This window comes from Acinetobacter sp. CIP 101934 (assembly GCF_000369585.1).
GTDB lineage: Bacteria > Pseudomonadota > Gammaproteobacteria > Pseudomonadales > Moraxellaceae > Acinetobacter > Acinetobacter schindleri.
Genome location: NZ_KB850094.1, coordinates 2919355 through 2932260 on the forward strand (window position 1 = coordinate 2919355; position 12906 = coordinate 2932260).

The 12906-nt window shown below is 42.4% G+C and carries 12 protein-coding genes and 2 tRNA genes; 9 read left to right on the forward strand and 5 right to left on the reverse strand.

Annotation, left to right across the window (positions count from 1 at the left end; genetic code table 11):
- Positions 1-14: 14 nt before the first annotated feature.
- The 4 genes from F899_RS14200 to F899_RS14215 form a co-directional block, all read right to left on the reverse strand.
- On the reverse strand, positions 15-347 hold the full coding sequence (locus F899_RS14200; protein WP_004810026.1) for a cell division protein FtsL: 333 nt from the start codon (positions 345-347) through the stop codon (positions 15-17).
- Positions 348-357: 10 nt separating this feature from the next.
- The gene (gene rsmH / locus F899_RS14205) at positions 358-1269 is read right to left on the reverse strand and encodes a 16S rRNA (cytosine(1402)-N(4))-methyltransferase RsmH (protein ID WP_004896284.1); all 912 of its coding nucleotides are present in this window, start codon (positions 1267-1269) and stop codon (positions 358-360) included.
- 190 nt (positions 1270-1459) lie between these two features.
- Positions 1460-2479, reverse strand: coding sequence for a sulfate ABC transporter substrate-binding protein (locus tag F899_RS14210; protein ID WP_005223477.1), 1020 nt, complete (start codon positions 2477-2479; stop codon positions 1460-1462).
- A gap of 254 nt (positions 2480-2733) precedes the next feature.
- Positions 2734-3735 carry a sulfate ABC transporter substrate-binding protein gene (locus F899_RS14215; protein ID WP_004896287.1) on the reverse strand — a complete coding sequence of 334 codons (1002 nt, stop codon included), beginning with the start codon at positions 3733-3735 and terminating at the stop codon, positions 2734-2736.
- Positions 3736-4123: 388 nt separating this feature from the next.
- Here F899_RS14215 and F899_RS14220 point away from each other — a divergent pair, with 388 nt between their 5' ends.
- From F899_RS14220 to F899_RS14245, 6 genes are all read left to right on the forward strand, one after another.
- Entirely contained in the window at positions 4124-4453 is a 330-nt protein-coding gene (locus tag F899_RS14220; RefSeq protein WP_004896289.1) for a hypothetical protein, read from the forward strand.
- Between the two features lie 135 nt (positions 4454-4588).
- On the forward strand, positions 4589-6097 hold the full coding sequence (gltX, locus tag F899_RS14225; protein WP_004896292.1) for a glutamate--tRNA ligase: 1509 nt from the start codon (positions 4589-4591) through the stop codon (positions 6095-6097).
- Positions 6098-6154: 57 nt separating this feature from the next.
- Positions 6155-6230: transfer RNA gene (locus F899_RS14230), tRNA-Ala, on the forward strand.
- Between the two features lie 34 nt (positions 6231-6264).
- A tRNA-Glu gene (locus F899_RS14235) sits at positions 6265-6340 on the forward strand.
- Between the two features lie 165 nt (positions 6341-6505).
- Positions 6506-6847: a hypothetical protein gene (locus F899_RS14240; RefSeq protein WP_004810038.1), complete on the forward strand. Its 342-nt coding sequence runs from the start codon at positions 6506-6508 to the stop codon at positions 6845-6847.
- A 175-nt stretch (positions 6848-7022) separates the two neighbouring features.
- Complete coding sequence (locus F899_RS14245; RefSeq protein WP_004896294.1) at positions 7023-7409, forward strand: SEL1-like repeat protein; 387 nt, start codon at positions 7023-7025, stop codon at positions 7407-7409.
- Between the two features lie 58 nt (positions 7410-7467).
- Here F899_RS14245 and ettA read toward each other — a convergent pair whose 3' ends face one another.
- Entirely contained in the window at positions 7468-9129 is a 1662-nt protein-coding gene (ettA, locus tag F899_RS14250; RefSeq protein WP_004810042.1) for an energy-dependent translational throttle protein EttA, read from the reverse strand.
- Positions 9130-9446: 317 nt separating this feature from the next.
- Between ettA and F899_RS14255 the strand changes: the two genes are divergently transcribed.
- The 3 genes from F899_RS14255 to hisIE all read left to right on the forward strand — a co-directional run bounded on the left by F899_RS14255 (position 9447) and on the right by hisIE (position 12906).
- Complete coding sequence (locus tag F899_RS14255; RefSeq protein WP_004896295.1) at positions 9447-10724, forward strand: O-acetylhomoserine aminocarboxypropyltransferase/cysteine synthase family protein; 1278 nt, start codon at positions 9447-9449, stop codon at positions 10722-10724.
- A gap of 294 nt (positions 10725-11018) precedes the next feature.
- The gene (locus F899_RS14260) at positions 11019-11906 is read left to right on the forward strand and encodes an SDR family NAD(P)-dependent oxidoreductase (RefSeq protein ID WP_004810045.1); all 888 of its coding nucleotides are present in this window, start codon (positions 11019-11021) and stop codon (positions 11904-11906) included.
- A gap of 217 nt (positions 11907-12123) precedes the next feature.
- Entirely contained in the window at positions 12124-12906 is a 783-nt protein-coding gene (hisIE, locus tag F899_RS14265; protein WP_004896299.1) for a bifunctional phosphoribosyl-AMP cyclohydrolase/phosphoribosyl-ATP diphosphatase HisIE, read from the forward strand.

Below are 12906 nucleotides of genomic sequence, written 5' to 3' on the forward strand. Positions count from 1 at the left end.
TCTGAGCGCTAGCCTTATTTTTTTACATCTGAAGTTTGTGGCAATGAAATCACCACGGTCTGTGAAACAGGAGGAGAATACATTCTGAGCTGGGTCACGGCACGTGTTCCGATCTGGGCGGTTGCACCAAAGGTCTGCTGCTCGATCAGCAAACGCCCCCACTCCGCATTGAGATCATCACGCTCACGCAGATAGCTGCTCAGTTTTCGGTAATCCTGACGATATTCAAAGACTTGAAATACCACAAATACAGCACTGATGAAAACCATCATCAACAGAATGCCGTAAGTAATGGCTTTCTTCATCCCTGACTGATTCAACTTCCTTTCGACCACTTCAGTTTTCATTATTTGCCTATTAAGCTAAACGTTCTGCAACTCGGAGCCATGCACTACGTGAACGAGGATTGGCTTTCACTTCCTCATCACTTGCCTTGATACGGGATACTTTTTTCAGTCGACGTGTATCCTTGCGTTGTTGCGGCATCCCCCAGCCCGAGTCTTCCTCTAAGGTAGATTCTTTTTGAATAAATTGTTTAATTAAACGGTCTTCCAATGAATGGAAGCTAATAACCGCCAAACGGCCATGAGGTTTAAGTACTTCAACGGCTTGTGGCAGGAAAACTTCAATATCTTCTAATTCTTTATTAATAGCAATACGAATCGCCTGGAAAGTTCGGGTTGCCGCATGTTTATTTTTTTCCCATTTCGGGTGTGCCACTTTGACAATTTCTGCCAGCTTGGCTGTCGTATCAATATATCCGGCAGCCTTGATCGCTTTGGCAATCCGGCGGCTATATCGCTCTTCGCCATACTGGAAAATGATATTGGCCAAAGCTTCTTCTTCAATATTCACCAGCCACTCAGCTGCGGTCGGGCCTTGTGAATTGTCCATACGCATATCCAGCGGACCATCTTTCATAAAGCTAAAGCCACGTTCAGCCTGATCCAGCTGTGGAGATGACACGCCTAAATCCGCCATCACGCCATCCACGCTTTCTATACCATGCTCAGCAAGTGCTTCTTTAAGGTCAGCAAAGCTGGCATGAATAATTTTAAACCGGGGATCTTCCTGTTCCAGGATCGCCGCTGTTTCAAGTGCCTGAGGGTCTTTATCAAAGGCATAAACACGGGCATTTTCATCTAATTTAGATAATAAAAGACGCGTATGGCCACCACGGCCGAAGGTTCCATCCACATAAATTCCCGTATTTCGATCAGCCACCAGGGCATCAACGGTTTCGTGAAGCAATACAGAAATATGGGACATAAAAACTCAATCAATAGGGCGAAAAATTTAACTGCACATTATCACTCTGTTTAGCTAAAGCTCCAAACGACTTTTTGTAGATAAATATTATTTTCCATAGAGAAAACCGTTTTTATTTTTACTCAAACGATAAAAAAGCTTCCTTGGAGGAAGCTTCTTTATTTATAAAATTAAATTTTAAATCAACAAATTAACGTTTTGAGTTATAAATCTGATCAAAGAGCGCCCCATTCACGAAATGAGTTTTCTGTGCATTGGCCCAGCCACCGAATACTTCATCAATGGTAAAAGTTTTGATTTTCGGGAACTGCTTCGAGTATTTCGCTAAAACTTCCTGATTACGTGGACGGTAATAATGTTTTGCTGCCATTTCCTGACCGAGTGGAGAATATAAATAATTGATATAGCCTGTTGCTAACCATTTATTGCCATTTTTCTCGACAGTACGATCCACAATTGCCACAGAAGGTTCAGTCAGAATCGTCAGAGATGGGTAGATAATATCAAACTTGTCTTTACCCAGTGTTTTTTGCGTCACTAAAGCTTCATTTTCCCAGGTCAACAATACATCACCAATATTACGCTCTGCAAAGGTAGTCATCGATGCACGTGCAGCTGAGTCCATGACTTTTACGTTTTTATAAAGCTTGCCCACAAACTCTTGAGCTTTCGCCTTGCTGCCACCCGGTTGTTTTTCTGCATAACCCCAAGCTGACAAATACACCCAACGTGGCAGACCACCAGTTTTCGGGTTTGGTGTAATAATTTCCACGCCTGGTTTAGTCAGATCTTTCCAGTCTTTAATTCCTTTAGGGTTACCCTTACGCACCATAAATACAATAGTCGAGGTATACGGTGCAGAGTTATATGGGAATTCCTTTTGCCAACCCGCTTTGATCTGGCCCGATTTTACGATTTCTTCAATGTCATTGGCTAAAGCCAGCGTCACAACATCGCCTTTCAGACCATCAACAACCGAACGTGCCTGTTTACCAGAACCACCATGCGACTGTTTAAAGTTTACATTAATACCGGTGCGGCTTTTCCAGTAAGCACCAAAAGATTTATTGAATTCGTCATAGAACTCGCGGGTTGCATCATAAGACACGTTTAAAAAATCACGGTCAGCTGCTTGCGTGGCAGTTGCGGTAAATGTCAAACCTGTTGCCAATAAGGCAGCGCTAAATATTGATTTTAACTGAGTTTTCATGAGAGCACGGGAGGATTATCTTGTATTCATATAACTATATGAAATAAAGTTATTTTTCGCAATTCAGCAAACAAAGTGTATACAGGGTAATATTCAGTTATTTTTTGTTTTAATATTATGTTTTATATAATAAAAATTTTAACAATATAGAGCTATGCAGGTTTTATAGCATTTTATTCTTTAGATATGAAAAAAACGGATAAGCAATTTATCCGTTTTGCCGTCTTATCAAGTATTTAGAAAACCATGGCAAATTAGCGGTTTTCAGCAGAAATCTGGTCGTAGATTGCACCATTTACGAAATGAGTTCTCTGTGCCTTGGCCCAACCACCAAACACTTTATCAATTGTAAAGGTTTGAATTTTTGGAAACTGTTTTGCATACTTTGCAGCCGCTTTTTGGTCACGCGGACGGAAATAATATTTCGCTGCCAGTTCCTGTCCCTTCGGTGAATACAAGTAGTTCAAATAACCTTTAGCCAGATTCGCATTACCATTTTTCGCGACACTTTTGTCGACAATCGCCACCGATGGTTCAGCCAAGATCGAGATAGACGGATAAACAATTTCGTATTTGTCTTTACCTAAACCTTGAGTCGCCAGCAAGGCTTCATTTTCCCAAGACAACAACACGTCACCGATGCCACGCTCAGCAAAAGTGGTTAAAGATCCACGCGCACCTGAATCCAGCACTTTGACATTGCCATATAATTTTTTCACCAGTTCTTTGGCCTGGATATCATTACCACCCGGCTGTTTCAGCGCATAGCCCCAGGCAGACAGATAAATCCAGCGTGGTGCGCCACCGGTTTTCAGATTTGGGGTAATAATTTCGACCCCTGGCTTGGTTAGGTCATTCCAGTCTCTAATCTGTTTTGGATTACCCTTACGCACCAAGAAGACAATAGTCGAAGTATAAGGTGCTGAGTTATTCGGAAACTCTTTTTGCCAGCCTTTATGAATCAGACCAGCAGTGACGATTTCTTCAATGTCATTGGCCAGTGCCAATGTTACGACATCTGCCTGTAAACCATCCACTACGGAACGGGCCTGTTTACCTGAACCCCCATGTGACTGCTTAAAGTTAACCGTTTGTCCGGTTTTTTGTTTCCAGAATTTGCCGAATTCTTCATTATATTCCTGATAGAACTCACGGGTTGGATCGTAGGAAACATTCAGGAAATCTTTGGCTATTGCCAGCTGTGTACTTGTCCCCGAAAGCACTGCGAAAAATGCAGATACAATTATTTTTTTCATTACAATAGCTCTTTTGTTTATCTAAAAAACACTATATAAATTTGAAATATATTTAACAATCATATGCTTATAATAATAATTTTAAAGTTTTTCTTATTTTCAGATATCTTATAAATGACAATTCTCTGCATTTTTTATACTTATCGCCTATCAATTGATTACTTTAGGATATAATCTTCATAGTCTCTTCATAGTCCTGTGCTAAAAATAGCGCCGTTATGAGGTGATCTCTGATTTTTCTCAATTTTCCATTGTCATATTTATTTTTTTTGTAAATTTTGTGACTTGGTTCTACTTTTTAGAGGTTAAATGTGATTGAATTGTATTCAACACAACAAAAAACCTAAGACTATAAATCCAGCACCACAACAAGAGAGGGAGTTTGGACATGAAATTTGCAACGTTCAAGACCGGCATCCTGAGCCTATCCATTTTATTTACCGCACAATTCAGCAACGCTGTTGTTGCGCACCCTGAGCTAGTTAATAATCCGGCTGCACTAACAGCTGCTGCCTCTAAACCAGCAGTAACAGTGACTAAGTCATCTCCTATTGAAAAGGCAATTCAGCAGCAAAAAACTGAAAAATCTCTGCATCCTGAAGAAAACCTGAAAGTTTTGACTGCAATTAAAGTACGTCCATCACAAAACTTTTTTGCCGATCAAAACCAGAGTTTTACTCGTTTTCTGCAAAATTTTTTCTTTAGCAGCAATTCCTAATTATCAGCTGACAGCTCGCAACATTTAAAACTGCTTCTGATCTAAAGCCATATCATTCAATGTTGAATTAAGCATTAAGTGATGTGGCTTTTTCGTTATAATAGCCAGAAATTTATATTTAGATTCCATCCGACTATGACTGTTCGTACTCGTATTGCCCCTTCTCCTACAGGTTTTCCTCATGTAGGAACTGCCTATATTGCCTTGTTTAACCTGTGCTTTGCCAAGCAGCACGGCGGTGAATTTATTCTTCGTATTGAAGATACTGATCAGCTGCGCTCTACCCCTGAATCAGAGAAAATGATTCTGGATTCTTTGCGCTGGTTAGGCCTGAACTGGTCTGAAGGTCCGGATGTTGGCGGTCCACATGCGCCATACCGTCAGTCAGAACGTATGAGCATCTATAAAAAATATGCTGAAGAGCTGGTAGATAAAGGTCATGCCTTCTACTGTTTTGCGACTGCGCAAGAGTTAGATGAAATGCGTGCTGAACAGCAGGCACGTGGTGAATCACCACGTTACGATGGCCGTGGTTTGAAACTCTCTAAAGAAGAAGTCGCACGTCGTCTGGCAGCTGGCGAACCGCATGTGATTCGTATGAAAGTGCCAACTGAAGGTGTATGTACCTTCAATGATATGTTGCGTGGTGAAGTAGAAATTCCATGGGCGCAAGTCGACATGCAAATTCTGCTAAAAACTGACGGTCTGCCAACTTATCATTTGGCAAACGTGGTCGATGATCACCTGATGCAAATCACCCATGTGATTCGCGGTGAAGAATGGATTCCTTCTGCGCCTAAACATCAGTTGCTATACAAATATTTTGGTTGGGACATGCCAGTGCTGTGCCACATGCCACTACTGCGTAATCCGGACAAATCAAAACTGTCTAAGCGTAAAAACCCGACGTCTATTAACTACTATAAAGACATCGGTGTATTGCCAGAAGCCCTGCTGAACTACTTGGGTCGTATGGGCTGGTCAATGCCAGATGAGCGTGAAAAATTTACACTGACTGAGATGATTGAACACTTTGACATTAATCGTGTTTCTCTTGGCGGCCCGATCTTTGATGTTGAAAAATTAAATTGGCTGAATGGTCAGTGGATTAAGGCACTTTCTCCAGCTGAGCTTCTGGATACCTTGCTGACCTGGAAAGCTGATCGTGCCAAATTAGAAGAAATTGCTGCTGCGATTCAACCACGTATCAACCTGTTGTCAGAAGCGGTGAACTGGTCAGCGCATTATTTCAACCATTTCCCTACGCTGTCTAAAGAACAGTTTGAAAGCAAAAAACTGACTGAAGAACAGGTACGTCAAAGTTTGCAGTTTGCAATTTGGCGTCTGGAAAGCCTGTTTACCTGGAATAATGATACGGTCAGCCAAACTCTGATGGATCTTGCCAATCAGATGGGCATCAAGTTGCGTGACTTTATGCCAGCCTTCTTTATTGCCATTGCCGGTTCAACTGCATCTACACCCGTGATGCAAACCATGGTGACGATTGGACCGGACCTGACCTTTGCCCGTCTGCGTCATGCCCTGGAAATTGTCGGTGGTCCAAGCAAAAAAGAGCTGAAAGTCTGGGAAAAACTTAATGAAAGCTTAAAATTGCCGAAAAATGATGCAGTTGATGAAGCTTAATTAAATTTTTAGTTGACGTGTGAACGTTATATCCATAATATAGCGCTCACACAGACTGGGGTCATAGCTCAGTTGGTAGAGCGCTACAATGGCATTGTAGAGGTCAGGAGTTCGATCCTCCTTGACTCCACCAAAAGTCTTGCTTTACTTGTGTATTTGCCTCATTTGTCCCTATCGTCTAGAGGCCTAGGACATCGCCCTTTCACGGCGGTAACCGGGGTTCGAATCCCCGTAGGGACGCCATATTTAAGATCACCATAATATATTATGGTGATCTTAATAAAAAACCCAAGCATTGCGACTTGGGTTTTTTATTGTCTGAAATTTATTATGATAACTTTGAGCCACTTTTGGCTTTCTGTATGATTAAGATTAAAATAGACAAAATTGAAAAATTCTGGAGTTGCAATGCAATACCGTTGTCCGAAATGTCAAAGTCCTAAAATTATGCCGCTTGCACAACCAGGTCAGCCAGCAGCACGTCCAGTCGTGCCAAAAAGCTTGGTACTTCTTGTACCTGCCCTATTTGTCTTACTTCTGCTGGTGATCATCAGTATTGGTATGTGGATTTTTGGTGACGGCGCAGGCACTACCCTACAGACTGCGACAGTGATTGTATTCGTGATCTGTCTGATTGCAGGCTTTATGTTCTATAAAGACTTGCCTGACTTTAAAATTTCTATGCAGGCATTCATGCAAAGCCAGAAAAAATGGAAATGCCGTGAATGTAATCATGAATGGGAAATCTGATTTTTCTCTTTCGTATTTAAGGCTGCTTCGGCAGTCTTTTTTATGCCTTTCATTAGATTAGTTTTATCGGATTATCTAAAAATTTAAAAACATCATCAGACAAACTGGTGTAATTTATTCTTATAAAAAAGGATTCCAATTTATTGCAGGGATGCAACATAAAGGAATAATAAAAATGCTTAAAAAAATTATAAATTTTCTATTTTCTTGTAATGATCCACCTATTCCATTCATTGAGGAGCAGCCAAGTGAAGCAGATACTTATTATTTGCAGGCTTTGCAATATGAGTCACTTTGCATGACCCTGCAACAACTACAGGCTGTACCAGAGATTAGCCAACGCCTAACCCCAAAACACATCTATCAACGCAATGCTGTCTGGAACTACCTGAGTGCAGGGTTAAGAGGACATATGGAAGCACAATATCGACTTGGCGTGTATTATTTGCATGGGAAACTAGGTCTAGATCAAAATGATGAACAGGCCAGATTATGGTTAGATAAAGCCAGACAGCAAAATCATAGTAAGGCTGCACAACTTTTATCAGAAATAGAAAGCTGAAAAACTTAAGAATAGAGGATAAAAAACCAGCCCTAGGGCTGGTTTTTTTGCGCTTTAATTAAGCACCAATTTTGCGGTATTTCTGACGTTTCGCAACAAGGTCATCCCCATCCCGCTTACGACGATATTCTTCGAATTCTGCATAGTTACCGGTGAAGAATTCAGGTGTTTCACCTTCGAATGACAGGATGTGCGTTGCAATACGGTCAAGGAACCAACGGTCATGCGAGATCACCATCACTGTACCCGGGAAGACAAGAATCGCGTCTTCGAGTGCACGTAAAGTTTCGATGTCCAAGTCGTTCGACGGTTCATCGAGTAAGATTACGTTAGCGCCCATTTGCAGGATTTTTGCAAGCTGTAAACGGTTACGCTCACCACCTGACAACTGACCGACACGTTTTTGCTGATCTTGGCCTTTAAAGTTAAAACGGCCGATGTACGCACGTGATGCAATTTCGTATTCACCAATACGCAAGATATCTAAACCGCCAGAAACTTCTTCCCAAACAGTTTTGTTGTTATCTAAGGTGTCACGAATCTGCCCTACATAAGCAACTTTAACTGAATCACCTAAAGTTACTGTACCCGTATCAGGTTGTAATTCGCCTGTCATCATACGGAAGAGTGTGGTTTTACCCGCACCGTTTTCACCGACAATACCCACAATCGCAGCAGGCGGTACAACAAACGATAAATCTTTATAGAGCGTACGATCACCAAACGATTTGCTGATACCTTCAACTTCTACAACCTTGTTACCTAGACGTGGACCAGGTGGAATGTAGATTTCAGACGTTTCGTTACGTTGCTGGAATTCGCGCGAGTTAAGCTCTTCAAACCGTTCCATACGTGCTTTGTTTTTCTTTTGCTGACCTTTGGCATTAGAACGAACCCATTCAAGTTCTTTCTTAAGTGCTTTAGCAAAAGATTCTTCTTGCTTCTGTTCCTGCTCTAAACGGGCATTTTTCTGCTCTAACCAAGAAGAGTAGTTGCCTTGGTATGGAATGCCCATGCCACGGTCAAGTTCAAGAATCCACTCTGCTACGTTATCCAGGAAGTAACGGTCATGCGTGATCGCAACGATGGTACCCGGGAAGTCTTTCAAGAAACGCTCTAACCAGGATACAGATGATGCATCCAAGTGGTTCGTCGGTTCGTCTAGAAGTAACATGTCTGGCTTAGACAGAAGCAGACGGCAAAGTGCAACACGACGGCGCTCACCACCAGACAATTTAGTTACATCAGCATCCCAAGCTGGCAGGTTTAATGCAGCTGCAGCCTGTTCAAGCTGGTTGTTCAGGTTATGCGCATCCCAAGTCTGAATAATCGCTTCTAGCTTTTCTTGCTCTTTTGCAAGTGCATCGAAATCTGCATCTTCTGCTGCATATTCAGCGAAAACTTCATCCAAACGTGCCAAAGCATCAAGTGCTTCACGTACGCCATCTTCAACATTACCACGAACGTCTTTGGTTTCATCCAAAGGTGGTTCTTGCTCCAGATAACCGATTTTGATACCCGGTTGCGCACGAGCTTCACCAGAGAAATCTTTATCTACGCCCGCCATAATACGAAGCAAAGTAGATTTACCCGCACCGTTCAGACCAAGCACACCAATTTTTGCGCCTGGGAAAAATGATAAGGAGATATCTTTGAGGATTTCGCGCTTCGGCGGAACCATCTTGGATACTCGGTTCATCGTATAAATATATTGGGCCACGTAGGACTCCTCAATTGAAAAACCAGATGGGGAAAAAATGAATTTCCCCTGCTCAATCATGAGCGAAAAAATAATCGGCTATTATACGCAGAATGTCTCCAAAACATAAGCCATTCCGGTGAAGTTAATGCCTTGTTACAAGTTTAATCCTGTTTATTTTTCAAACAAAATTTTTAGTCCCTAAACTTGCATTATTTTATTGATGTTATATCGTTAATTAAGATATTCATCTGAATAAATATGCACTTTTCTTCATATTTCAAGTGCTAATATTTGAGCAACTTTATTAAAGCAAAACACAAAGAAGACTAACGATCATGACTTATAAAGCAGAAACTTTAGCAATTCACGCAGGTTATAGCCCGGAACCAACCACCAAAGCTGTTGCGGTGCCAATTTACCAGACTACCTCTTATGCCTTTGACAATACCCAGCATGGCGCAGACCTGTTTGACCTGAAAGTTCAGGGCAATATTTATACCCGTATCATGAATCCGACCACAGCGGTACTGGAACAGCGTATTGCTGCGCTAGAAGGTGGTATTGGCGCACTGGCATTGGCCTCCGGTATGGCTGCGATTACCTATGCGATTCAGACCATTGCTGAAGCTGGGGATAATATTGCTTCAGTATCTACTTTATATGGTGGCACCTATAACCTGTTTGCACACACCCTGCCAAAGCAAGGCATTGAAGTCCGCTTCTTTGACTATCAAAACCCGGAAGCACTGCGTGGTCTGATTGACGACAAAACCAAACTGGTTTTTGTGGAATCAATTGGTAACCCACTCGGCAACATTATCGACTTGGAAGCGATTTCAAAGATTGCGCATGAATACGGCGTACCCGTGATTGTCGACAACACTGTAGCAACTCCTGTCTTGCAGAAGTCTTTTGATTTCGGTGCAGATATCGTGGTGCACTCGCTGACCAAATATATTGGCGGGCATGGTAATTCAATTGGCGGCATTATTGTCGATAGCGGCAAGTTTCCATGGGGTAAACATGCAGCACGCTTCCCTGCCCTGAATACACCTGACCCAAGCTATCATGGCGTAAACTACGTTGAAGCTTTGGGTGAAGCAGCCTATATTGCCCGTGCCCGTGTCGTGCCATTACGTAATACTGGTGCTGCGATCAGCCCGCAAAATGTATTTTTAATTTTGCAAGGCCTGGAAACTTTAAGTCTACGTATGGAACGTCATACTGAAAATGCACTTAAAGTTGCGGAATATTTGCAGCAGCATCCGAAAGTAAAATGGGTCAATTACGCTGGCCTGAAAGATCATCCTCAACATGCTTTGGCACAGAAATATGTGAAAGGGAAACCGTCTGCAATCTTAACCTTTGGGGTAGAAGGCGGTCGTGAAGGCGGTGCGCGTTTTATTGATGCTCTGCAGCTGTTCACCCGTCTGGTCAATATTGGAGATGCCAAGAGTCTGGCCTGCCATCCGGCCACTACGACTCATCGCCAGCTTAATCCAGAAGAACTTAAATCGGCTGGCGTGAGTGAAGATATGGTTCGTCTTTCTATCGGGATTGAACACATTGATGACCTGATTGCTGATCTGGAACAGTCACTCGCAGCCGTTTAAGCCCTCTTTTAAAGCAAAAAACTCCATCATTTCTGATGGAGTTTTTTTATCTGGCTTTACTTTTCATGAGCTTTATCTTATGGTTAGATCACAATAAAAATTAATTGAAACGTAGTTTAAAAATAGAGCAATTACTCTAAAATTTCTCTTATTTTCAATAACTTAATCTCTGGATTTTCCTGCATAATTCGTTATCATATACAGACTTCATTGTGTACGAACTTTCGTGCATACCTACGTACAAACCAAATAAGAAAAAACGTAAACCTACAGCATATTTCAGGAATAACAAACGTGAAATCCAGACTACAGAAACATCTACTGAAACGAGTTCAAGGCAAAACCATCCTCATTACGGGTGCATCCAGCGGCATTGGCCTGACAGCAGCACACCGTCTGGCAGATGCAGGTGCACATGTCCTGCTAGTAGCACGTACCAAAGAGACTCTGGACCAGGTAAAAGAAGAAATTGAAGCAAAAGGCGGCATGGCAACAGTTTTTCCGTGTGACCTGAATAATCTGGACGCCATTGATGAAGTATCCAAACAGATTCTGGCTTCTGTTGATCACATTGATATTCTGATTAACAATGCCGGTCGCTCGATCCGTCGTGCGGTACATGAATCTGTAGACCGCTTCCACGATTTTGAACGTACCATGCAGCTGAACTATTTCGGTGCTGTGCGTCTGGTGATGAACATCCTGCCACATATGATGATTCGTCGTCAGGGTCACATCATCAACATCAGTTCGATTGGGGTATTGGCAAATGCGACCCGCTTCTCTGCTTATGTGGCATCGAAAGCAGCCTTGGATGCATTTAGTCGCTGTCTGTCTGCAGAAGTCAATTCACATAAGATCGCAATTACTTCTATCTATATGCCATTGGTACGTACGCCAATGATTGCACCAACTAAGATCTATAAATATGTTCCGACGCTTTCTCCTGAAGAAGCATCTGATCTGATTGCACATGCAATTGTGAAACGACCGAAAAAAGTTGCTACCGGTTTGGGCCGTCTAGCTTCAATTACTTATGCAATTGCACCAGACATTAACAATAAACTGATGTCAATCGGCTACAACCTGTTCCCAAGTTCATCTGCCTCTGTAGGTCAGCCACAGAAGCTGAACTGGGTACAGAAAGCATATGCACGTATCTTCCCGGGTGAGCACTGGTAAGTTCAGGCGAAAATGCACTTTGAACAAAGCCGCCTGCTGGCGGCTTTATTATTTTGATCGGCTAACAATCAAGATACCCTGAATTATCACGACAGATCCTGTCATTTCAGATGCAGATTTTTGCCGCAAATGATCTCAGATCACGTACACTATCGGACGGATATTTGATCCGCATGTATTAAACATTTAGATATTGATTCAACAGATGGACACCCTTATGAATAACCTGCAATGGCTCGATGAAGTAAAATTTAACGAACAAGGACTTGTACCTGCCATTGCCCAGCATCATCAAACCGGTCGTGTATTGATGGTGGCGTGGATGAATCGTGAAGCACTGGCGCTGACTGCAGAAAAGAATCAGGCCGTGTATTTCTCTCGTTCCCGCAATAAGTTATGGCATAAGGGTGAAGAATCAGGTCATTTTCAGACGGTGCATGAAATCCGTCTGGACTGTGATGCTGACGTGATTGTGCTGCAAATCGAACAGCATGGTGGGATTGCCTGTCATACTGGTCGTGAATCTTGTTTCTATCGCAAACTGACGCCGAATGGCTGGGAAATTGTCGATGTACAAATTAAAGATCCTGCAGCGATCTATGGTGAAAAATCTGCAAACCCGCATACCATGGCGATGAATGCATCTAATGCCCAATCAGAACAGGTTGAGGTCTTGTCTTATCTGGGTCAGATGATGGCTGAACGTAAGCAGGCTGATCCCGATTCATCTTATGTTGCCAAGCTCTATCACAAAGGCTTAAACAAAATTCTGGAAAAAGTCGGTGAAGAAAGCTTTGAAACTGTGATTGCTGCCAAAGACTTTAAAGCTGAAGCAACCGAAGACAATAAAAATGACCTGATCTATGAGGTGGCAGATCTGTGGTTCCATACTATCGTGATGCTGGGCTATTTCGACCTTGATCCACAACTGGTTTTAAATGAACTGGCACGTCGTCAGGGCTTATCTGGTCTGGTTGAAAAAGCCAACCGTTCACACTAA

Excerpts from the sequence above, each read along its gene's own strand:
- hisIE (WP_004896299.1), top strand. The coding sequence starts at position 12,124 with ATGAATAACCTGCAATGGCTCGATGAAGTAAAATTTAACGAACAAGGA.
- F899_RS14245 (WP_004896294.1), top strand. The coding sequence starts at position 7,023 with ATGCTTAAAAAAATTATAAATTTTCTATTTTCTTGTAATGATCCACCT.
- F899_RS14240 (WP_004810038.1), top strand. The coding sequence starts at position 6,506 with ATGCAATACCGTTGTCCGAAATGTCAAAGTCCTAAAATTATGCCGCTT.
- F899_RS14210 (WP_005223477.1), bottom strand. The coding sequence starts at position 2,479 with ATGAAAACTCAGTTAAAATCAATATTTAGCGCTGCCTTATTGGCAACA.
- F899_RS14200 (WP_004810026.1), bottom strand. The coding sequence starts at position 347 with ATGAAAACTGAAGTGGTCGAAAGGAAGTTGAATCAGTCAGGGATGAAG.
- rsmH (WP_004896284.1), bottom strand. The coding sequence starts at position 1,269 with ATGTCCCATATTTCTGTATTGCTTCACGAAACCGTTGATGCCCTGGTG.
- F899_RS14255 (WP_004896295.1), top strand. The coding sequence starts at position 9,447 with ATGACTTATAAAGCAGAAACTTTAGCAATTCACGCAGGTTATAGCCCG.
- gltX (WP_004896292.1), top strand. The coding sequence starts at position 4,589 with ATGACTGTTCGTACTCGTATTGCCCCTTCTCCTACAGGTTTTCCTCAT.
- F899_RS14220 (WP_004896289.1), top strand. The coding sequence starts at position 4,124 with ATGAAATTTGCAACGTTCAAGACCGGCATCCTGAGCCTATCCATTTTA.
- F899_RS14215 (WP_004896287.1), bottom strand. The coding sequence starts at position 3,735 with ATGAAAAAAATAATTGTATCTGCATTTTTCGCAGTGCTTTCGGGGACA.